Raw genomic sequence first — 20,575 nt, forward strand, 5'->3', positions numbered from 1 at the left:
AAAGATTATTTACAATATAATAGCTTAATCGCAGCAAAAAGTGCTCTTATGCCTTGTGCTTCACCACCTTTTGGAAAACTTGGGCGTGCTGTTGGTGTCCAACCGTAAATATCAAAATGCGCCCAAGATTTTGCTTGTTCTACAAACTGGTTTAAAAACAAGGCTGCAGTGATTGATCCAGCAAATCCACCGCTTGTGACATTGTTTAAATCGGCAATCGGTGAATCGAGATGTTTCTTATAAGCAGGCCAAAGTGGCAATTGCCAAACTGGGTCATGTTGAGCAAGGCTTTGCGCGTTAATTGCGTTAACCAAATTTTGGTCATGGCTATAAAATGGTGGCAAATCAGGCCCTAAGGCAACACGCGCGGCGCCGGTTAATGTTGCCATGTCAATGATTAAATCGGGTGCATCTTCATCGCCATAGGCAAGCGCATCGGCGAGTACCAGTCTTCCTTCTGCGTCGGTATTGCCAATTTCAATAGTTAAGCCTTTGCGGCTGATTAAAATATCGCTTGGGCGAAATGCATTGCCAGCAATTGAGTTTTCCACTGCAGGGATGAGTAGTTTTAAGCGCACATCGAGCCTTTGCTCCATAATCATTTGGGCAAGACCAATAACATTTGCAGCGCCGCCCATGTCTTTTTTCATTAATAACATGCCGCTTGCTGGTTTAATATCAAGACCACCAGTATCAAAACAAACACCCTTACCAACAAGAGTTATTTTGGGCGCATCTTGCCGCCCCCAGTTAAGTTCAATCAAACGCGGCGCAATAGCGCTTGCACGGCCAACCGCATGAATAAGCGGAAAATTTTGTGACAGCAAATCATCACCAATAACGGCATGGACTGACGCGCCAAATTGATTGCCAAGCATGCGGACAATGTTTTCAAGCTGGTCAGGCCCCATATCATTGGTTGGGGTATTGATGAGATTGCGTACAAGTATTGTGCTTTCAGCTTGGCTTAATAGCGCTTTATTATCAATGTGGCTTGGCACAAAAAAGCGTAAAGCCTTTTCACTTGGTTGTTTCAAATAGCGATTAAATTTATAAGCACCTAAGGCAAGCCCTAAATAGTGTAAGTGCTGCAAATTTTGGTCATCATGAAAATGCCAATCACCATCGGGTAAGGCGTCTGCTAATTTTCCAGTAATAAAAGCGCCATTGTCTGGACAGTTTATGAGTACTGCGCCACAAAGATCGCCTTGTTCGTTAGGTAATAATGCAAATGCCCCTGATTTTGCTTTAAAATTTTGTGCTTTTAGCCAATTTGCGCTGAAATTTGATAGCGGCAGCGTTGCAAAATCGCGCTCATTTGTAAAAAATATGGGTAAACTTGTGGCTGCTAGATTGGTGGTGAAAGTAATATTTAAATGAATATTCATAAAGCACCTTTTAATTTCAAAAATAATCTTGCTATAATCTGTGACGTATTATTTGCTTAAACTTAAGTCGGATTAATATATGATAATCCGCCTATTTTTTGAAAAAAATCAAGTTAAAAGATAAAATTGAAAAACTAACTTTGTTCTTGTCCTTTAGATATTGATGTGAACAAGTTATATTTTTTTAAGTTTTTAAAAATGATGGCAATATCAGTATATTTTTCATCATAAATAATAAGATGGCTGCTATTTGCTAGCGCGCCCTCACCATATTGATAAAATTCATTGGAAAATAGCAAGATGCACTCATCAAGCTCATCATTAGCGCTTGTTGTGCAAAATAGATTATTATCAATTAAAATGTCATCAATGTAATCTTCAATTTTATTGGCATCGCTACCATAGATAAAGAAATTCTGATTACCATTTTTAGCAAGATTTAAAATAAGGCTTTCCGGTAATTGGTTTTGTTGTAACCCAATCAATACAACATTCTTATAGGGTAAATTTTCAATAGACATATGAGGCTTATTGATATTAATTCTGAGCCCAGTTGTAGGATGAGGTTTAAGGGAAGTAACATCTACCATAAAGTGTTTCTGCTTTGAAAATTTAATAGATCCTTTCACAAGAATAATACATGGGTTAAGATCATTATTTTAATATATATTTGATGTCATTTAAATTATTAATTGTAAATGATAATAAATCTCTATATCCAATTAGTTCAAATATATAATTTTTATCATTTTTTGTTCCGTATATATAGGAATATTTTTTGTATTTCATCAATGTATGAAAATCAATGGGAGGAACATAGTAACCATTAATTGTATTAAATATATCTTTTATATTAATAATTTGCAATCGACATATATTCTTACTCCTAAATTCGCTCAATCTTTCAGCTTGTAAGAATTCGCAAGTAGTTTGCAATTGAATGTTAAAATTCTCACTCTCAATATAAATGTCCAAATTTTGGTTTTCATATACCCATTTTTGTAGATAACATTCTGATAATTCTGCAATGAGTTGACTATTTTTTGTTGAAAAAGGAAGAAAAATCATCTCATTGACCTTTATTAATGGTTTTCAGCCTTGTCGAAATTATTATTATTAATGTGCCTTAACATTGAAATATTAAAGCCTGGGCTTTTTTGCCTGTTTTTAAGACCATCGATATTTGCCAGACTAAAGCATAAATTGTTCAATGGCGTAAGGAATGTTTTTTATCCCGTAGTAGACTAGTAAAACACATATTATCATAAATGTGAATCCTAAAATACTTGATTTATTGTCTATTTTAAGTGACATGCTCATTGCACAGGTTTTAAAAAACATGCTTTTATTTATGTGGTGTTGAAAACAAAAAACCACAAAGACCAGAGCCTTTGTGGTTAAAAAACTTTAAAATGTTTAAGTTTTAGTCATTACAATAAGGCTTATTAATATGGTGATTAATTGCACCATGTTCAATCAATATTTTGATTGTGCCAGCATTACGGTTGCGACAAGCAAATGAAAAAGAACTAAAATATATGGAATGCAAAACAATCTTGCTTTTTATTCAATTTAAAAGAATATGTCTTTACAGCTTTCTAAGCGCAACTTTTTCAACCAAATGATTTTGACCTTTGCGCAAAATGAGACTTGCTCTTGGCCTGGTGGGTAAAATATTTTCTTCTAAGTTTTTTAGGTTGATATTATCCCATAAGCCTTGTGCCATTGCACCTGCCGCATCATCACTTAGGCTTGCATAGCGATGAAAAAATGATTGAGGGTTTTGAAAAGCGGTTTCGCGTAGGCGTTTAAAACGCTCTAAATACCATTTATTAATCATGGCTGTATCAGCATCAATATAAATGGAAAAATCAAAAAAATCTGAAACAAAGGGAATAGCCCGCCCACCGCTTGGCAAGTCGCGTACTTGCAAAACATTGATACCTTCAAAAATAAGAATGTCCGGTTGGTCAATGGTGATATATTCACCCTCCAAAACGTCATAGCTTAAATGTGAATAAAGAGGAGCCGGTACCATGTGGCGGCCAGCTTTAATGTCATTTAAAAAACGTAAAATTTTACCTGTGTCGTAGCTATCTGGAAAGCCTTTGCGTTCCATGCGGTTTTCAGCGCGTAGCACGTCATTAGGATATAGAAATCCATCTGTGGTTACAAGGTCAACCTTAGGGCTCGTGGGCCAGCGCTTAAGCAGTTCTTGCAAAATACGTGCAGTGGTTGATTTGCCAACCGCAACAGATCCCGCAATGCCAATAATAAAAGGCGTTTTAGGAATATTCTGCATGCGTAAAAAATCGCTGCGTTGCCTAAAAAGCCGCTGCGAAGATTCTACATGGGCATAAAGCAAGCGCGATAGTGATAGATAAATGCGTTGCACTTCGTCAAGGTCGATTGGATCGCCAATAGAACGTAACCGCTTAACTTCATCAAATGTCAGGGTTAATGGCGTATCAGCGCGAAATTTTGCCCATTCTTCTGCCGAAAAAAGACTATAAGGAGAATATTGACCGTTTAATACATCATAGCTTAAATCAGGCATTTCGATTGCAAGGGCATTATTATTCATGGCTGACGTGCCGCCTTTTCTTGCAAGCCAGTTTGCGCCGTTCGTTTGTTTAATTCGGCCATAACATCATCAACATTAATGCCCGCAATCTCCCAAACAACAGCAAGATGATAAAGAAGGTCAGCGCTCTCGCCAATTAAATGATGCTTATCTTCGGCAAGGGCTGCAATCACCGTTTCAACTGCTTCTTCTCCAAGCTTTTTAGTGGCTTTGGTCATGCCCTTTTCAACAAGACTTGCCGTATAGGAGCTGCCATCGGTAACTTTGGCGCGCGTACCAACAATATTGGTTAAAGTCTTTAAGGTAAATTCACTCATATCATTATCTCAATTATTGTCGCCAACGGGGTCAAGTCGCATAGGCAACCCTGCTTTTGCCATATAATGTTTGGCTTCACGAATTGAATAGGTGCCAAAATGGAAGATCGAAGCCGCAAGCACCGCTGTTGCATGGCCATCACGAATGCCTTCAACCATGTGCTCTAATGTGCCAACGCCGCCAGATGCAATTACTGGTACCGATACCGCATCGGCGATCGTCCGGGTAAGTGCAATATCATAGCCTGATTTGGTACCATCACGATCCATTGAGGTTAGCAAGATTTCGCCAGCACCGCGTTTTACCATGTCTTGTGCAAAGGCGATGGCATCAATGCCGGTTGCTGTACGTCCACCATGGGTAAAAATTTCCCAGCGCGGGTTTTCGTCTTGCGGGTTTACGCATTTGGCATCGATCGCCACAACAATACATTGATTGCCAAATTTATCCGCACCTTGTGAGACAAGATCAGGATTTTGTACCGCAGCGGTGTTGATCGCGACCTTGTCGGCACCTGCCAATAATAAATTGCGCATATCTTCAACTCGTCTCACGCCGCCACCAACGGTTACAGGCATAAAGCAATGTTCTGCGGTGCGGGCGACAACATCAAATATAGTTTCGCGATTATCGGACGATGCGGTAATATCAAGAAAACATAATTCATCAGCCCCAGCCGCATCATAAGCGCGGGCAGCTTCAACTGGATCACCAGCGTCAATTAAGTCAACAAAATTGACGCCTTTGACAACGCGGCCATCTTTTACATCAAGACAAGGAATAACCCGTGCTTTCAAGCTCATTTTATGCCCTTTCAAGAATTGCTTGTCGCATTGCCATTTTTAAGCAATTGTAATGCCTCATGTGGATTAATACGCCCGTCATATAAAGCGCGACCAGAAATAGCACCGTTTAAAATCGCCGCATCGCTTTGGGTTAGGCGTTTAACATCATCAATGGAAGCAAGCCCACCCGAGGCAATGACGGGAATGGTAACCGCATTGGCAAGTCGCAAGGTTTCATCAAAATTAATACCGCTCAAAATGCCATCGCGATCAATATCAGTGTAGATGATAGCGGCAACGCCAGCGCCTTCAAATTGTTTGGCAAGGTCAATTACGTCAAGTTCTGATTCTTCCGCCCAGCCTTCAACAGCTACCTTGCCCTTGCGCGCATCAATGCCAACAGCAATATGGCCTGGAAATAATCGGCAAGCTTCCCGCACAAGGGCAGGATCACGCACAGTAACAGTGCCAAGGATAACACGGGCAAGCCCCTTGCTAAGCCAATTTTCAATATGCTCAATTGTGCGGATACCACCGCCAAGTTGCACGGGATTTTTAGTCGCTTTTAAAATTGCGTCAACCGCATCACCATTCATGGATTTACCAGCAAAAGCGCCATCTAGATCCACGACGTGCAACCATTCAAAGCCTTGTTGTTCAAAGCTTAAAGCTTGCGCGGCAGGGTCTTCATTATAAAGGGTAGCTGCATTCATATCACCTTTGACAAGACGCACGCATTGACCTTGTTTTAAATCGATAGCAGGATAAAGTATCAAGGCATCCACTCCAGAAAATTGGCAATTAATTGTAAACCGAGGCGTTGGCTTTTTTCAGGATGAAACTGCGTACCAACAATATTATCGCGACCAATCATTGCGGTGATAGGGCTACCATAATCGGTTGTGGCTATTAGCTCTTGCGGCTTTTCACATTCAAAATGATAAGAGTGAACAAAATAGGCATGGAGCCCATCACTGCCGGTTGGAATTTGCGATAATAATGGGTGATTATTATGAACGCTCAAAGTGTTCCAGCCAATTTGCGGAATTTTATAATCGCTTGATTTTGGTTTGATAGGCACAACATTGCCGCCAATCCAATCAAGTCCCGCGGTTTCGCCTTTTTCTAAGCCGCGCCGCGCCAAAAGTTGCATGCCAACGCAAATTCCAAGAAATGGTTTGCCGCCAGCAATCACTTCTTCATTAAGGGCAGTAATCATGCCGCTTAAATCTTGAAGGCCTTGTTTACAATCGCCAAAAGCGCCAACGCCAGGCAAAACAATGCGATCAGCCTGCGCTAAGTCTTCGGCCTTATCGGTTAATATTATTTCAGCCTTAATTGCGTGATCATGGGCAGCGCGCTCAAATGCTTGCTGAACCGAGCGTAAATTACCAGAACCATAATCTATAATTGCAACACGCATTTAATCTTCCTTGTTGCCTTTTATGAATGCTTTATTTCAAGCTTTTAAAGAGCTAAGAAACAGTTTTATCAACCCTGTAGTGAACCCTTGGTTGATGGGATAGCTTCGGGTTGGCGCGGATCGCTTTCCATGGCTGTACGAAGGACACGGGCAACGGCTTTAAAACAGGTTTCAGAAATATGGTGATTATTAACACCATAGTGATTGGTTACATGAAGGGTAATGCCTGCGTGTTGACTTAAGGCTTGAAAAAATTCGCGTACCAATTCAGTGTCAAAGCTACCGATTTTTGCAGCATTAAAGTTAACATTCCACACAAGAAATGGGCGGCCAGAAACATCAATGGCTGCGCGGGTTTCGGTTTCATCCATGCAAAGATCAAGTGATGCATAACGAATAATGCCCTTGCGCGTACCCAAAGCCTTATCAATGGCTTGACCAAGGGTAATGCCGCAATCTTCAACAGTATGGTGGTCATCAATATGTAAATCACCATTGGCAGTAATTTCCATATCAATCAATGAATGGCGGGATAATTGTTCAAGCATATGATCGAAAAAGCCGATGCCAGTATTGATATTAAATTGCCCTGTGCCATCAAGGTCAATTTTAACAGTAATATCAGTTTCATTGGTTTTACGGCTTAACGAGGCTTTACGTGCCATAGTCTGTTCCCTCTTATTTATCGTTGCGCCACTATAGCTTGCCAAGCCTATAGTGAAATGCTTGATTAAGTTAGCGTGACTATCTATTTTTCTCGCCACAAAATCAACATTAAAACACTTAATTTATAAGAGACGATAGCATTTTATAACAGTTTAAAGCACTTTTAAAAAAATAAAGCGGTTAAAGAACAATTTTGCTTTAACCGCTTTGTGGTGAACTATACCGAGAAAATTTTAACTTGCTGAAAAAATAATTTCAGTTGGTAAAACACGAATATCAATTTTCATATGGGCTAGTTCTGCAAGTAATAAGGTATAATAGGATTGCACGGCATGACCATCCACCGGTTCACCCGGTAAGTCGCCATTAAATAATTCAACAAAGCGCGGCGGAATTCGTAACATTTTGCCACTCACCGCAATGGTGAAAATGGTTTTATCATTGTCGCGGCTAAGATTGACTTTGATTTCGCCACCGCGCGGAATGGAGCCATTTGCAATGAGTAAAAGATTGAGCAGCAATTTTACTTCATTTTTTGGCAAAAGCATGCGTGTGCCCTGCCAAGATAATTGCGCCTTTTCATTTGCCATATATTTTTGTGCAACTGATTCAGCGTCGCCTGTATCAATTTCCATACCGGCAGAACCTGCCGCACCATAAGCAATCCGGGCAAATTGCAGGCGAGCCGATGCATTGGTTGCCGACATACGGATAAGTTCAAGGGCATCTTCCTCGGCGCCGCCTTCATCATATAATTCCATTGCATTATTAATAGCGCCAATTGGAGAAATGAGATCATGGCAAATGCGGCTTGCAAGCAGCGCGGCAAGATCTTGGGCTGATAGAGTGATGGCGAGGGGCATGGTAACTCCGCTTTTGAAAAATGCATATGGACTATTTGGCTTGGTTATAAAGCAATGAAGTGAACAGTTTCCTAATCATTTGCTTGAAACGTTGCTATATCTTTTAGTGAAGATCGTCGGCAGGATTGGTTAAAAGGGTTTCTTTGTTGTTAGAGGCCGGCAAAATGACGGTGAAAGTCGATCCTTCGCCAAGTTTTGAAGTGATTTCCAATTTGCCGCGATGTTGAGTAATGATATGCTTAACAATGGCAAGCCCAAGACCAGTCCCTTTATGCGCTCGGCTTATATCGACGCTTACACGATAAAAACGCTCAGTGAGGCGCGGTAAATGTTCTGCCTCAATGCCCATACCATAATCGCGAATGGCAATATGAATTTGTGTGCCGACAGATTTAGCTGAAACCACAATTTTTTTGCCTGAGGCCGCATATTTTAAACCATTTTCAACAAGGTTTTGAAAAAGTTGGATCAAACTGTCACGATTGGCGGCAAGGGCAGGCATATCCTCTTCAAGGTTAAGTTCAATATTAACATCATTTTTGCGGGCAAGCGGTGTTAATGTTTCGGTCACGTGGCGTAGTAATTTGGCGGTATCAAGCCGTTCAACCATTCCTGGGCCTGTTTGAGTTTCAAGGCGTGAAAGTGATAGTAAGTCATCAATTAAGCGCGACATGCGCTCTGCCTGTTCTTGCATGATGATAAGAAATCGCGCCCGAGCTTCGCTATCATTTTGCGCAGGTCCACGCAGGGTTTCAATAAAACCGCGTAGCGATGTTAGTGGCGTGCGCAATTCATGGCTAGCATTGGCAACGAAATCCGTACGCATACGCGCCAAGCGATGCATTTCTGAATGGTCACGAAAATGGCAAACAAAAAGGTCTTTGGTGATTGGAATAATTGCAAGATTAAACCATCGTCTTTCTGCGCCTTTTTCACCATATTCGATGCTACGCGCAACGCCGCTTGCTGTAACATTGCGAAAAAGGTTTGATAATTCGGGAGCGCGGAAGCGGGCAAAGAGGCTTTGGTCACGGCTGAGACCAGAAAATGTTTGATAGGCTGCATGATTAATAAAGCTGATATTGCCTGAATGGTCGAAAAATACCAAGGGATCATTAAGGGCATTAGCCAGTTTTTCTGCATCAAATTGCATTATGTTTGCGGGTCGTTTTTCCAAACTTATGCGTTCAGATAAACGGATCAAACGTTTTATCAGCAATATCAAACGGCGAAAATAAAATATTTCAAAACCTAAAACAATGATACACCAGATAAAAACTATATTGCTTGGGAAAAACCAAATGGCTGGCAAAAGGCTAAGCCCTATAAGTGTAGCAATTATTCCAAGGCTTCTCATTATTCGTTTTACTCCAATTAGTAAGTCACATAGGGCATTGGGTTGGTAAGTTAAGTCGCTTAAGTAATATATTTATCTGATGTATTGGTTTACATAAAACTAAATCAATATATTTGCAAAATGCCCCATTAAAAATCTCATGTTACTGAATTTATTTTATAAGTAATATCGAACTTGCTAATATCTTCCGCTCCTCTTTCATTTAGCTGCAAAAAAGTTAATTAAAATCGGAATCAATAATATGTCACTATGACAAGTAATATATTACATCCGTTGATAATCCCCATTTTAATTACGCTATCTTGTTTTTTAAGCTAAGGGCACTGTATCCATATGCATCAATGTCGAACGAGCAGGGCATATTGCCGCAGCTAATAATATTGTATGGAAAATATCTAAAATTGTGGCCTATTTGGTAGCCGAAAAAATACCTGAAATTTGGAACGCGAGTTTTTTTAAGATTGATTCGAATAAAGGTAAAATTTTGCTAGAATATTTAATATCTATATCGGGGGTAGTTAAATAGAATGGACAACAAAATAAGGCCAATTTTACAACTTAGCTTTTCTAGATTTTATAAATTATGGTCCTAAGAATAGTTTAAATTTAAAAGCATTAAAAATTGTGCTACATTAGACTAGGGTTGGTCATTGTAATTGCTTAAAACTTATTAGTGATAGCTGAAATCTATTTGACTTAAAAACTATTTAAATTGTGATTTTATACAGATACAATATCAAAAATAGCAAAAAGGAGCCAATCGTGAGTGAAAAGCCAAAAAAAAATGGTAAAAAGCCTAAAGTTGACGGGATCGAGCTTACTCTAAATGGCAAAAAGCGGGTATTTAATATTAGTGATCCCAAATTGCCCGATTGGATTGAAAAGCAGGCAATGACATCAGGCGGTTATCCCTATACGCAAAAGATGAACCGTGATGAATATGAAAAAATGCTTTTGGCTTTACAGATCGAGCTAGTGAAATTACAAGGTTGGCTGCAAGATCAAGGTGGTAGGGTCGTTATCTTGTTTGAAGGACGCGATGCAGCAGGAAAAGGCGGTACAATTGATGTATTACGTCAATATTTAAATCCGCGTTCTGCACGAAATGTGGCGCTACCAAAACCGGACGAAACTGAAAATGGGCAGTGGTATTTCCAACGCTATGTACAGCATTTTCCAACTCGTGGTGAATTTGTAACCTTTGACCGTTCTTGGTACAATCGTGCAGGAGTTGAATCGGTTATGGGTTTTGCAAGTCCTGCGCAAGTGGATCTATTCTTATCCGAAGTTCCTTCATTTGAGCGCTTGATTGTTTCTGATGGTATTCGTTTCTTTAAATTTTGGCTTGATATTGGGCAAGAAATGCAGTTGAAACGTTTCCATGAACGCCGCCATAGTGACCTAAAACATTGGAAATTTTCAACAATGGATGAGGCGGGCATTTCCAAGTGGGATGACTATTCCAAAGCAACAGAGCGGATGGTAACTGTTTCGCATAGTGCTATGGCGCCTTGGACGATTGTGCGCTCTAATGACAAACGTCGGGCTCGTTTGGCGGTTATTCAGAGAATTTTATTATCAATTCCCTATACAGATCGCGATATTAATGCCATTGGTGTGGAAGATGGTAATATTATTGGTCATGGTCCATCGTTCCTACGCGAAGGGGATGGATTTGAAAAGAATTTTACCTCTGATGATAAATCCTAACCAGCGTGAGATTTAAAGCTTTGATATGAGATTATGTTCGACTTATACCTTCCGTAGTCTCAGACTGCTTTTAAGCCTTATTACGATTTTGGCTTTGTTGCTACCATGGTCAAGTCACGCCCAGCAGCGTGACTTACCACATTTTTTTTACAGCAAAATAAAACCAGTAAAGCCTGACTTGAGCCAATATGAAAGGGTGCGGTTTTTAACTATAGTTGATTTTCCACCCTTTAATTATCTCAATAATGATGGTGTGCTATCGGGCTATAATGTTGATCTTATCAGAGCTATTTGCGAAGACCTTGATATTGTTGCGCGCTGTCAGGTTGAAGCTTTGCCGTTTGATGAGCTGCAAAAACGCCTTTTGGATAAGGGGGGGGAAGCTATTATTGCCGGCCTAAGTCCAACAATGGATAACCGCCAATATTTAAGATTTTCTCATGTCTATATCGCATTCCCCGCCCGTTTTATTGGTCTTGCTAGCAATATTATGTCGGAGCCACTGAGTGATAAACTTAATGGCACAAAAATTGGTGTTGTTGCAAAGACTGGCCATGAAATTATGGTGCAGAGTTACTTTCCAAAAGCTGAAATCATCCGCTTTAAGGATTATGACACGCTTTATAGTGCAGTGTTAACCGGTGATGTTGTACTTGGTTTTGGTGATGGCATGCGCTTTTCGCTTTGGCTTTCGCAACCTGATAATGGCGGTAAAGCGCAATTTGTTGGTGGTCCTTATTTGAATAAAGCATTGCTTGGCGGTGGCATGCAAATTGCTGTGCGTGAGCAGGATGAAAGTCTTGCCAAAGCCTTTGACTATTCACTTAGCCGATTGGAGCAAAGTGGTAAGTTGCAAGAATTATATTTACGTTATTTTCCAATTGGCTTTTATTGAAATTGTGAATTTTATTGAAATCGCATTTTTAAAAAACTGCCTTTAAAAAAGGGGCTTTTTGCCCCTTTTATTTTCAAGATTAATTAATAAGGGTGAGGGCGGGTTTGCCGTCAATAACCGCTTTTATATTATCAATGACACATTGTCCCATAGATTCACGGGTTTCATTGGTAGCGCTGCCTTGGTGCGGTGCCAGTACCACATTATCAAGGGTTAAAAAAGCAGGGTTAATTTTAGGCTCATTTAAAAATACATCAAGCCCTGCGCCAGCAATAAGCTTGCTTTGTAAAGCCGTGATTAAAGCATCTTCATCAATGACTGAGCCGCGAGCAATATTGATAAGCACGCCTGATGATCCAAGTGCCTCTAACACATCCTTATTAATAATTTTTTCTGTTTCGCCATTAGCGGATATTGCAACGATTAATGCATCGCTATCCTTGGCAAGTTCCACAACATTGGGATAATGCGGCCAAGTTAAATTTGCCTTTGGGCTACGATTATAATAGCGTGGCAGCATGCCAAAGGCTTGCGTGCGCTCCGCAATGTCCAAGCCAATGGCACCAAGCCCAACAATCCCAACTTTTTTGCCGCGAATAGATGTGCCTAGCGGGAATTTTTCCCCCTTCGCCCAAGTGCCAGCTCGAATGAATTCATCGCCCTTAACAATTTGGCGGGTAAGTGCCAATAAAAGCGCTAAGGCCATATCAGTTACATCTTCGGTTAAAATGCCAAGAGTGGTCGTGACATCAATATTGCGGCGGCGCGCCTCTTTAATATTAATTTTGTCAAAGCCGACACCAAAAACCGCTATGAGCTTTAAATTGGCTAGGCGATCAAACCAGCTCTCATCAAATCCCGTCATTGGCGAAACGACAGCATATTGAACGCTTTTTAGAACATCATCGCTAGGATTATCCTTGGCGAATATTGGTGTTGTAACTGCTTCGATACCAGCGATAATTTTTGCTGGCAAGCTGTTATCAAGAATTAGGCACGATGGTAGCATAAAAACTCTCCCTAAGCTAAAGGCTATAAAACAAGTATATAGCAAGTTTAACAAGGAACGGCACAAATAAATGTTATTTAAGTTTTTCTTAGTAAAGCATGTTCCATAAAACATGGTGCGCCAACTGTATTGTTTCCCCCAATGGATTTTAAATATGGATCGTGCTAGATTAGCTAGGAAAATAGATTTTTCTTATTTTTGTTAAATATTTGGCTTTAACAGCAATTAACATAAAACATGGTTTATCGCCCGTTGATTCCAATTATCTCGTTTTGTTTGGCTGATTGATAATTAAAAACCTTGCTTGCCATTATTATTGGTAATGGCGTGTTAATTTTGATTTTTACCTATGCTTTACACGATAAAATGCTACAAAATGTCATAAGCTTATAGACAAATGCTAGGTTTTTGTGCTATCGGCTCTTCACATTCTTCTTGATAGGTAATCAAGAGCAGAAGTTTTGACTTTATTTTAATAAGATCACCGGTTCTATTGTAGTGCTTATGTGCTGCTTAATTGATAGCAATCGTGTGAAAGTTTAACCAATATAAAGATTGCATGTAAGTGCATCTTTTATGGAGAAAAGCAGGATTACAAGTGCAGGTACTCGTTCGCGATAACAATGTTGACCAAGCGCTGCGCGCGCTTAAGAAAAAAATGCAGCGTGAAGGTATCTTCCGCGAAATGAAAATGCGTGGCCATTATGAAAAGCCTTCTGAAAAGCGCGCCCGTGAAAAGGCTGAAGCTGTTCGTCGCGCTCGTAAGCTCGCTCGTAAGCGCGCACAGCGTGAAGGTTTGGTTTCAGGTCGCGCTGCTCGCTAATTTCTGCGTTGCAAGAATCAAAAATACAATTATTGAGGGCAGGCGTTTACGTCTGCCTAATCTATTTTTAGACTAAATTTATTTATAGAATCAGCTTTTATCTGGCGTTTGCTTAAGTTTTATAAGCATGGTCAACACCAATATGATCTTCATTGAAATGATATGCTTTAATGGGAAATAGTGTGATTCCATTAAATATTAATGGGTCTATAATTACATTTAACCTGCTCCAAAATACACATGACCCACTATTTGCAGTGTGTGATGAGATGAAGCACTAATGGTGATTTGGCTATAGTGTAAATCATATTTAAATAAATTATGACTATATTTGCAGCCAATTATGCCATTCATAATTGTTTGTAGTGATTCTGCCTTGATCTTGCCATAATAATCATTAACGGCAATTTAAATAAGGGGTGGCACAAGTTGTAACTCTGTTTTTAGCCTGTCATTATCTAAAAATGCGACATTATTTGCATGTTATTTTATAATGGAAAAATTTTGATATGCATTTTGGTGTGGTCGGGCTTCTTTAATTCTTGGGATTTAATATGGGTAAATTTCGTTTGAGCCTATGTGCTGTTTTGTTGCTTGTAGGCTGCACTACAACAAATTTTGTTGGTACTGCTGAGGATCTTGCGCAGGGGTCCATCGAGAATATTTCTTCGCTCAGCGCGGTTATTCGCAATAATCCTAATGACGCTACTGCTTATAATGTGCGTGGTTCAGCCTATGGGCGTGCAGGTAAATATAGGGAAGCGATTAATGACTTTAATACAGCATTAAAGCTTAATCCGCAATTTGCTGCAGCTTATGCTAACCGTGCTTTGATTAATCGTCATATGAAAAACGATCAGGCAGCAGTGGCTGATTATTCGCGTGCCTTGGAGATGGATCCAGGTTATACGTCCGCGCTTGTTGGGCGGGGTAATGTTTATCGTGAAAATAACCAGCTTGATCTTGCCTATAATGATTTTTCACAGGCAATTTCACTTGGTACCACTGATGGTCGTGCTTGGTATGGCCGTGGTTTGGTTGAGCAAGCACGTGGCCAACATACACAAGCAATTGCAGATTTTGGTGCCGCAATCTCGCGTCAGCCAAGTCAACCTGCGCCCTATAATGGTCGCGGTGTTTCCTATGTCGCACTAAATGATTTGGAAAATGCGCAGGATGATTTTACGGCGGCGGTAAGGTTGGATAAGCAAAATGCTGAAAGCTGGTATAATCAAGCAACGGTATTAGAGCGTCAGGGCAATAAGCCTCAAGCCTTTCAGTCCTATCAACGCGCCTCGCTTCTTGATCCTAAATATCAAGCTGCCCGTGATGGTATGACACGCACTAGATAATATATGATCTATATTTGGTAAGCTTGCTGTTGATCAAATCAATAGATAGGTGATTACATAAATGTGGGTTTGACCTTGAGTTGCATTTATATTAAAGATCATGCTGCACATAATTGAATGAATGCCAAATTTTTGGCCAAAACCACGTTGGATTGAATTAGGGAAAATAGATGCAAAAGAAAACTTTACTTTCCTGCTTGTTTGCCTTGGGTGCATCTGTTGCCTTTGCTATGACACCGGCATCAGCAGATAGTTTAAAAGATGCATGGGCGCAGACATATAAAAATAATCCAACGCTTAACTCTGCGCGTGCTAATGCTCGTATTACCGATGAAGATGTTGCTATTGCCCGCTCAGGTATGAGACCAATTATTCAGGGAACAGGTAGCCTATCACGTTCTCGCTCGGCTCAAACGGGGTTGTACACCAATAGTGGGTCTTTGGCTATTCAAGTTAGCCAGTCATTGTTTGATGGTTTCCAGACCGCTAATAATGTACGTGCTGCACAAGCTCAGGCAGCAGCTCAGCGTGAGGCTTTGCGAAATGAAGAGCAAAATCAGCTAACCAATGCCGTATCAGCCTATGCTGATCTTTTTGCAAAGCAACAGATCGTTGGTTTGCGTCGTCAAAATCTTGCAGCCTTGGATGAGCAAGTGCGCGTTGATCAGTCGCGCCTTGATGTTGGTGAAGGTACGCAAACCAATTTGGCGCAGTCGCGCGCAGCTCGCTCGCAAGCCTTATCAGAATTAGCCCAAGCAGAAGCTGCGGTTAAATCTGCACAGGCCTATTATCGCCAAATTATCGGTGTTGAACCAGGCCAGTTGGAGCGTCCCGCGCTAGCAAAGGCGCTCGCTGCTAATTTGAATGCTGGTTATACAATTGCAGATACAGAGCATCCAGCAATTGTTGCTTCAAAATATGCACTTGATGCGCAGCAATTTAATGTTAAGTCGAAAGAAGGTGCTTTATTACCACAGGCTGACCTTTCTGCTAGCAGTTCCTATAATCATATTTATAAAGGTCTCCCTATTGGTGAAGGCCGTGCCAATAGCGCTGGCGTTTCAGTTACTGTTCCGGTCTATCAAGGTGGGCGCTTGTCGGCGCAAGTTCGTCAATCTAAAGAACAAGTCAGCCAGGCAACGGTTGAAGTGGAAGTATCACGCGATACCGTACGCAGTGCTTTAACGTCTGCTTGGTCTCAGCTTGAGGGGGCCCGTTCTGCTGTATCTGCTTATAATGATAGTGTTAAGGCAGCACGAATTGCACTAAATGGTCGCAGTGAAGAATATCAAGTTGGCCAAGCAACTACTCTTGATGTTTTAGAATCACGTTCAGTGCTGATCAATGCGCAAATTGCTCTTGCGCAATCAGAGCGTGATACGGTGATTGCGAGTTATAATGTGCAATCGGCTTTGGGGCGCATGACAGCTGATTACTTAGGGCTTGATGTGGATAAATATGACCCTATGAAACATTATGATGCAGTGCAAAAAAAGTGGATTGGTATTAATACTCCACAATAATAAAAAATCATTTAATTAGTAATATCTAATATTATATTTAGAATAAATAAAGCTTATAGTTTTATCTGTAAGATTTATTCTTAAATTGGGATTTTTTTTGTTGATTTATAAAATTTATTACATTAATTACTTTTTATATTGTTGATCGTTTAATGTATGGGAAAATTTTATGCAAAACAATTTTAATGTAAATCCTGAAGAAGCTAAAGGTTTTATGAAGAAATTACTAAGTTTAGATAGTTTCGTCACTCCCAAAATTATACATATCTTTTATATAATCTGCCTAATTGGCATTGGCTTATTATTTTTAGCTATGATAGCTAGTGCAATTTTGTTTATTTTTTCTGGAGCGATTGGCTCTGGTTTAGTTTATTTAGTTGTCGCTTTTTTTATTTTAATAATTTATACAATAATTATTCGTATAAATGTTGAGCTCACAATTTTGGCGTTTAAAAATAACGAATATTTGAAGAAAATTAGTGAAAAATAATTAAAAGTACTTTATGAACTTTTAATCAATATTAATATTATGTCGAGCCGGTAATTTTTAGCTTTAAGAAAAGCTTTTAGATTGCCGGCTTTATTATTTAGTTAATTAAATTTTGCAGATTTTTGGTGGCTTGTTAGGTATTGATTGTGTGAATATATCATTTTTATTGTAAATGCTTTAAAGTATTAAACTAAAACCATGATCACATATATATTGTTTTAAAAAGAAATTAACTGTGCTATAATGTAAAAATTGTTAAATGTGACGGGCTCTAGGAGGCATTCTGGAGGCCGTTTCTTTTTTGCATACTTTGTGTTTGCAAGTGTAAGAAAGGACAGGACATGGATAACGTCCCAATGACCAAGGCTGGTTTTCAACAGCTTAAAGAAGAATTGCGTGAGCGCCAACAAGATGGCAGGCCAAAAATTATTGAGGCAATTGCTGAGGCACGTGCTCATGGCGACCTTTCTGAAAATGCCGAATATCATGCGGCGAAAGAAGCACAAAGTTTGAACGAAGGGCGCATTCACGAGCTTGAGGATTGGATTGCGCGTGCTAATGTGATTGATATCGCAAAGCTTTCAGGCGATAAAATTGTTTTTGGTGCGACTGTAACGCTTATTGATGAAGAATCCGAAGAAGAACGCTCCTATCAGATTGTTGGCGATCAAGAAGCTGATGTGAAAAAAGGGCGCATTTCTATTTCCTCGCCCATTGCTCGCGCGCTAATTGGTAAATCTATCGGCGATACAATTGAAGTGAATGCGCCCGGTGGTGCTCGTTCTTATGAAATTATAAATGTAAGATTTATTTGATAAAGCAATGCGTATATCGTTAAGTGAAACAGAAGTTATTGCCCCGAATTTTAAAAAACGTTTATCGGGGGTAACATCAACCATTGTCCAGCTTATTCCATTGCAAAGGAAAAGCGGTATACGCATTTCGACACTTGGGCCAGGATTGCCAGAAGACCTTCCCTCATTATCATATTTTTCGCTTTTTGGGCTTTGGAAAAAGCCTAAAGATCGTCGGTTTCGTATTTGGCATGCACGCCGCAATGTTGAAATGATTGCAGGCATATTGATGCGCGATATTTTGCGTATGAAGATAAAGCTTATTTTTACCTCTGCTGCCCAACGCGATCACAAGTCTTTTACCAAATTTCTTATTCGGCGTATGGATCGGGTTATTGCTACCAGTGCGCGCTCAGGCTCCTATTTGGAAGTGCCGCATAAGGTGATCATGCATGGTGTAGACTTGGAGCGTTTTCATCCGCCACGCGATGCCGAAGATGATTTTAGCGCTAGTGGATTGCCGGGAAAATATGCAATTGGCTGTTTTGGGCGGGTGCGCCACCAAAAAGGAACAGATCTTTTTGTGGATGCTATGGTTGCGCTTTTGCCAAATTATCCTGATTGGACAGCGGTTATCACCGGACGGACCACTGCAGAGCATGCTGATTTTGAAGAAAATCTTCGCAAAAAAATTGCCGCTGCTGGCTTGGAAGACCGTATTTTTATTTTAGGCGAAGTGCCCGATGTTCGTGTTTGGTACCGCCGTGTCAGCCTTTATGTAGCGCCATCGCGCAATGAAGGATTTGGTTTAACGCCATTGGAGGCAATGGCATCGCAAACAGCTGTGGTTGCCAGTGATGCAGGTGCTTATGCAGAGTTAATTACACCACAAACAGGTAGCGTCGTTGCTGCAGGTGATGGTGAAGCATTAACGAAAGCAATTGCACCTTGGCTCGCCAATATAGAAGATACAAAGGCAGCTGGGCAGCTTGCCTTGCAGCATGTCTGTGAAGCCTTTCCTTTAAGCAGAGAAGCTAATGCTATTGCGGAAGTTTATGAAGAATTGTTTTCTCAAAGCTGAAATTCAATCTATTGGCGCATAAAGATATTATCGTTAATTATACAGACAAAAGGGTAACCTTGATTGGGTGATCTATTCATAATCACTTCTATCATTTTGCATCTAGTATAAGTAATTTAAACGCTTTACTCATAAGGTTTAAAATACACAGTGTCAGCTGCAAGAAAGTGCAGGCTTATTATTGGCAGTTGAAATGATCTAAGATGAAATTATGATGGAGGCCTCGCCCGGAATCGAACCGGGATACAAGGATTTGCAGTCCTCTGCGTAACCATTCCGCCACGAGGCCTCACAAAGAATATTTAAAATATTCTTCAAATACTAAAACTGAATCACACTTTTAAATTGAAGTGAATTAAGTCAGTAGCAGCTCATTAAGTGATCAAAATCATTCCGTCAAGTAATTCTAAGCGGCTTTACGATTTTTTTTGAACATTTTCGTGAATTCTTACCTTTTTCAGGTGTTTTTGAAAAGCGAGTAGAATGCCACCATCGCATAATGCGGACTTCTTGTTCACGGCGCCACCTTCTTATTTTAGGTGAGTCCTGCGATAGAACAAACAAGCCTACAGGAATCATCCAATATCCAAGAATTGGTAAAAAGCCTAGCATGCCTCCAACAACTAAACTATATCCCAATATTTTCCGCATAAGACGTGATTGCGGAATCGGTATTTTTTGATTGAAAATACGAATCTCATGTCTTTTGGAAGCATTTTTCAAAATTTTCTTCTTTCACTTTAAAAATTTATAAAATGTTGGTGAATTTATCCACTAATTTAGATAATTTCTGCAAAGAAACAAGTTAATATCACGATTATTAGAAAAATTTGATGAAAATGTGTTTTTCCCTCTTGGCAAATCACTTTTTCTTTTGCTATAGGGCGTTCAGCACTTATTCAATTGAGCACTGTTCCCCGGTAGCTCAGTGGTAGAGCAACCGGCTGTTAACCGGTTGGTCGCTGGTTCGAATCCGGCCCGGGGAGCCACTTTTAAAAATCCAATAAATGACTATATTTCTTACTCTTGCAATGCTTTTGTGATGACTGGGTGCTCATAGAGTTTTCAAATTTAATTCATGACTCCTGATAATCGAGCTATTCACCTTTAATTAAAGTTAGGTATCTGAAATCGCTTTGGCTTTATGAGAATTGATGGTGAAGTTATCCCCATTTTTTACTTTTTTGATCTAATTTTGCATTTTTTTAATTTTTTCTCTTGGCAAATCAGTTCTTCTTTTGTATAGGCATTCATCACCAAGTGATTGAGCACTGTTCCCCGGTAGCTCAGTGGTAGAGCAACCGGCTGTTAACCGGTTGGTCGCTGGTTCGAATCCGGCCCGGGGAGCCATTTCATAATAGTAGATGGTTATTTATCAAGCAGATATCATCTGACTTTTATTTTAGCGAAAATATAATCTAGCTGCATGTCTAAGCGCTAATATTTTTATCTTCTTAATAGTTTTTTCTAAAATATCATCATTTTCAAATCTACAGCCAGTTTTAAGGTAATGT

General features: G+C 40.0%; 21 protein-coding genes and 3 tRNA genes. 10 read left to right on the plus strand and 14 right to left on the minus strand.

Annotated elements, in window-relative coordinates; translation table 11 throughout:
• Positions 1–5: 5 nt before the first annotated feature.
• From N6A79_RS03075 to phoR, 11 genes are all read right to left on the minus strand, one after another.
• Positions 6–1,388: a leucyl aminopeptidase family protein gene (locus N6A79_RS03075; protein WP_268546939.1), complete on the minus strand. Its 1,383-nt coding sequence runs from the start codon at positions 1,386–1,388 to the stop codon at positions 6–8.
• Positions 1,389–1,522: 134 nt separating this feature from the next.
• Positions 1,523–1,978 carry a hypothetical protein gene (locus tag N6A79_RS03080; protein WP_268546941.1) on the minus strand — a complete coding sequence of 152 codons (456 nt, stop codon included), beginning with the start codon at positions 1,976–1,978 and terminating at the stop codon, positions 1,523–1,525.
• A gap of 64 nt (positions 1,979–2,042) precedes the next feature.
• Positions 2,043–2,456 (minus strand): hypothetical protein, encoded by a 414-nt coding sequence (locus N6A79_RS03085; RefSeq protein WP_268546942.1) that lies wholly within the window; start codon positions 2,454–2,456, stop codon positions 2,043–2,045.
• 520 nt (positions 2,457–2,976) lie between these two features.
• Positions 2,977–3,945 (minus strand): type I pantothenate kinase, encoded by a 969-nt coding sequence (coaA, locus tag N6A79_RS03090; protein WP_268547531.1) that lies wholly within the window; start codon positions 3,943–3,945, stop codon positions 2,977–2,979.
• Between the two features lie 23 nt (positions 3,946–3,968).
• Positions 3,969–4,289, minus strand: coding sequence for a phosphoribosyl-ATP diphosphatase (locus tag N6A79_RS03095; protein WP_268546943.1), 321 nt, complete (start codon positions 4,287–4,289; stop codon positions 3,969–3,971).
• Positions 4,290–4,298: 9 nt separating this feature from the next.
• On the minus strand, positions 4,299–5,093 hold the full coding sequence (gene hisF, locus N6A79_RS03100) for an imidazole glycerol phosphate synthase subunit HisF (protein WP_182418858.1): 795 nt from the start codon (positions 5,091–5,093) through the stop codon (positions 4,299–4,301).
• 11 nt (positions 5,094–5,104) lie between these two features.
• Positions 5,105–5,851, minus strand: a complete 747-nt coding sequence (gene hisA, locus N6A79_RS03105) for a 1-(5-phosphoribosyl)-5-[(5-phosphoribosylamino)methylideneamino]imidazole-4-carboxamide isomerase (protein WP_268546944.1) — start codon at positions 5,849–5,851, stop codon at positions 5,105–5,107.
• Positions 5,848–6,498 carry an imidazole glycerol phosphate synthase subunit HisH gene (gene hisH / locus N6A79_RS03110; protein ID WP_262097974.1) on the minus strand — a complete coding sequence of 217 codons (651 nt, stop codon included), beginning with the start codon at positions 6,496–6,498 and terminating at the stop codon, positions 5,848–5,850. The genes hisA and hisH overlap by 4 nt, the downstream gene beginning before the upstream one ends.
• Positions 6,499–6,566: 68 nt before the next feature.
• Entirely contained in the window at positions 6,567–7,163 is a 597-nt protein-coding gene (hisB, locus tag N6A79_RS03115; protein ID WP_268546945.1) for an imidazoleglycerol-phosphate dehydratase HisB, read from the minus strand.
• A 234-nt stretch (positions 7,164–7,397) separates the two neighbouring features.
• The gene (chpT, locus tag N6A79_RS03120; protein ID WP_182418862.1) at positions 7,398–8,027 is read right to left on the minus strand and encodes a histidine phosphotransferase ChpT; all 630 of its coding nucleotides are present in this window, start codon (positions 8,025–8,027) and stop codon (positions 7,398–7,400) included.
• A gap of 103 nt (positions 8,028–8,130) precedes the next feature.
• Positions 8,131–9,384: a phosphate regulon sensor histidine kinase PhoR gene (gene phoR / locus N6A79_RS03125; RefSeq protein WP_182418863.1), complete on the minus strand. Its 1,254-nt coding sequence runs from the start codon at positions 9,382–9,384 to the stop codon at positions 8,131–8,133.
• A gap of 762 nt (positions 9,385–10,146) precedes the next feature.
• On the opposite strand from phoR, the gene ppk2 reads away from it, so the two are divergent.
• Together ppk2 and N6A79_RS03135 are read left to right on the plus strand one after the other, a co-directional pair.
• Positions 10,147–11,094 (plus strand): polyphosphate kinase 2, encoded by a 948-nt coding sequence (gene ppk2 / locus N6A79_RS03130; RefSeq protein WP_246708124.1) that lies wholly within the window; start codon positions 10,147–10,149, stop codon positions 11,092–11,094.
• A gap of 25 nt (positions 11,095–11,119) precedes the next feature.
• Positions 11,120–11,989, plus strand: a complete 870-nt coding sequence (locus tag N6A79_RS03135; protein WP_268546946.1) for a transporter substrate-binding domain-containing protein — start codon at positions 11,120–11,122, stop codon at positions 11,987–11,989.
• Between the two features lie 79 nt (positions 11,990–12,068).
• Here the strand turns inward: N6A79_RS03135 and N6A79_RS03140 are convergent, their stop codons facing one another.
• A complete protein-coding gene (locus N6A79_RS03140) occupies positions 12,069–12,998 on the minus strand; it encodes a 2-hydroxyacid dehydrogenase (RefSeq protein ID WP_268546947.1) in 930 nt (309 codons plus the stop codon).
• Positions 12,999–13,596: 598 nt separating this feature from the next.
• Between N6A79_RS03140 and rpsU the strand changes: the two genes are divergently transcribed.
• The 6 genes from rpsU to N6A79_RS03170 all read left to right on the plus strand — a co-directional run bounded on the left by rpsU (position 13,597) and on the right by N6A79_RS03170 (position 19,061).
• Complete coding sequence (gene rpsU / locus N6A79_RS03145) at positions 13,597–13,821, plus strand: 30S ribosomal protein S21 (protein ID WP_182418867.1); 225 nt, start codon at positions 13,597–13,599, stop codon at positions 13,819–13,821.
• Between the two features lie 554 nt (positions 13,822–14,375).
• A complete protein-coding gene (locus tag N6A79_RS03150; RefSeq protein ID WP_268546948.1) occupies positions 14,376–15,173 on the plus strand; it encodes a tetratricopeptide repeat protein in 798 nt (265 codons plus the stop codon).
• 170 nt (positions 15,174–15,343) lie between these two features.
• Positions 15,344–16,696 carry a TolC family outer membrane protein gene (locus N6A79_RS03155; protein ID WP_268546949.1) on the plus strand — a complete coding sequence of 451 codons (1,353 nt, stop codon included), beginning with the start codon at positions 15,344–15,346 and terminating at the stop codon, positions 16,694–16,696.
• Positions 16,697–16,865: 169 nt separating this feature from the next.
• Positions 16,866–17,186, plus strand: a complete 321-nt coding sequence (locus tag N6A79_RS03160) for a DUF4282 domain-containing protein (RefSeq protein WP_268546951.1) — start codon at positions 16,866–16,868, stop codon at positions 17,184–17,186.
• A gap of 341 nt (positions 17,187–17,527) precedes the next feature.
• Positions 17,528–18,001, plus strand: a complete 474-nt coding sequence (gene greA, locus N6A79_RS03165) for a transcription elongation factor GreA (RefSeq protein WP_182418871.1) — start codon at positions 17,528–17,530, stop codon at positions 17,999–18,001.
• Between the two features lie 7 nt (positions 18,002–18,008).
• Positions 18,009–19,061, plus strand: coding sequence for a glycosyltransferase family 4 protein (locus N6A79_RS03170; protein ID WP_268546952.1), 1,053 nt, complete (start codon positions 18,009–18,011; stop codon positions 19,059–19,061).
• 215 nt (positions 19,062–19,276) lie between these two features.
• Here the strand turns inward: N6A79_RS03170 and N6A79_RS03175 are convergent.
• Together N6A79_RS03175 and N6A79_RS03180 are read right to left on the minus strand one after the other, a co-directional pair.
• Positions 19,277–19,350 (minus strand) — tRNA-Cys (locus tag N6A79_RS03175).
• A gap of 107 nt (positions 19,351–19,457) precedes the next feature.
• Positions 19,458–19,712 (minus strand): hypothetical protein, encoded by a 255-nt coding sequence (locus N6A79_RS03180; protein WP_262080558.1) that lies wholly within the window; start codon positions 19,710–19,712, stop codon positions 19,458–19,460.
• Between the two features lie 263 nt (positions 19,713–19,975).
• On the opposite strand from N6A79_RS03180, the gene N6A79_RS03185 reads away from it, so the two are divergent.
• Together N6A79_RS03185 and N6A79_RS03190 are read left to right on the plus strand one after the other, a co-directional pair.
• Positions 19,976–20,050 (plus strand) — tRNA-Asn (locus N6A79_RS03185).
• 286 nt (positions 20,051–20,336) lie between these two features.
• Positions 20,337–20,411: transfer RNA gene (locus tag N6A79_RS03190), tRNA-Asn, on the plus strand.
• Positions 20,412–20,575 lie beyond the last annotated feature (164 nt).

The organism is Bartonella sp. HY761 (assembly GCF_026743145.1).
GTDB lineage: Bacteria > Pseudomonadota > Alphaproteobacteria > Rhizobiales > Rhizobiaceae > HY038.

Excerpts from the sequence above, each read along its gene's own strand:
- N6A79_RS03160 (WP_268546951.1), top strand. The coding sequence starts at position 16,866 with ATGCAAAACAATTTTAATGTAAATCCTGAAGAAGCTAAAGGTTTTATG.
- chpT (WP_182418862.1), bottom strand. The coding sequence starts at position 8,027 with ATGCCCCTCGCCATCACTCTATCAGCCCAAGATCTTGCCGCGCTGCTT.
- N6A79_RS03095 (WP_268546943.1), bottom strand. The coding sequence starts at position 4,289 with ATGAGTGAATTTACCTTAAAGACTTTAACCAATATTGTTGGTACGCGC.
- N6A79_RS03170 (WP_268546952.1), top strand. The coding sequence starts at position 18,009 with ATGCGTATATCGTTAAGTGAAACAGAAGTTATTGCCCCGAATTTTAAA.
- N6A79_RS03150 (WP_268546948.1), top strand. The coding sequence starts at position 14,376 with ATGGGTAAATTTCGTTTGAGCCTATGTGCTGTTTTGTTGCTTGTAGGC.
- phoR (WP_182418863.1), bottom strand. The coding sequence starts at position 9,384 with ATGAGAAGCCTTGGAATAATTGCTACACTTATAGGGCTTAGCCTTTTG.
- N6A79_RS03080 (WP_268546941.1), bottom strand. The coding sequence starts at position 1,978 with ATGGTAGATGTTACTTCCCTTAAACCTCATCCTACAACTGGGCTCAGA.
- N6A79_RS03180 (WP_262080558.1), bottom strand. The coding sequence starts at position 19,712 with ATGCGGAAAATATTGGGATATAGTTTAGTTGTTGGAGGCATGCTAGGC.
- N6A79_RS03075 (WP_268546939.1), bottom strand. The coding sequence starts at position 1,388 with ATGAATATTCATTTAAATATTACTTTCACCACCAATCTAGCAGCCACA.
- N6A79_RS03140 (WP_268546947.1), bottom strand. The coding sequence starts at position 12,998 with ATGCTACCATCGTGCCTAATTCTTGATAACAGCTTGCCAGCAAAAATT.
- N6A79_RS03085 (WP_268546942.1), bottom strand. The coding sequence starts at position 2,456 with ATGATTTTTCTTCCTTTTTCAACAAAAAATAGTCAACTCATTGCAGAA.
- coaA (WP_268547531.1), bottom strand. The coding sequence starts at position 3,945 with ATGCCTGATTTAAGCTATGATGTATTAAACGGTCAATATTCTCCTTAT.
- hisH (WP_262097974.1), bottom strand. The coding sequence starts at position 6,498 with ATGCGTGTTGCAATTATAGATTATGGTTCTGGTAATTTACGCTCGGTT.
- greA (WP_182418871.1), top strand. The coding sequence starts at position 17,528 with ATGGATAACGTCCCAATGACCAAGGCTGGTTTTCAACAGCTTAAAGAA.
- hisB (WP_268546945.1), bottom strand. The coding sequence starts at position 7,163 with ATGGCACGTAAAGCCTCGTTAAGCCGTAAAACCAATGAAACTGATATT.
- N6A79_RS03155 (WP_268546949.1), top strand. The coding sequence starts at position 15,344 with ATGCAAAAGAAAACTTTACTTTCCTGCTTGTTTGCCTTGGGTGCATCT.
- hisF (WP_182418858.1), bottom strand. The coding sequence starts at position 5,093 with ATGAGCTTGAAAGCACGGGTTATTCCTTGTCTTGATGTAAAAGATGGC.
- N6A79_RS03135 (WP_268546946.1), top strand. The coding sequence starts at position 11,120 with ATGAGATTATGTTCGACTTATACCTTCCGTAGTCTCAGACTGCTTTTA.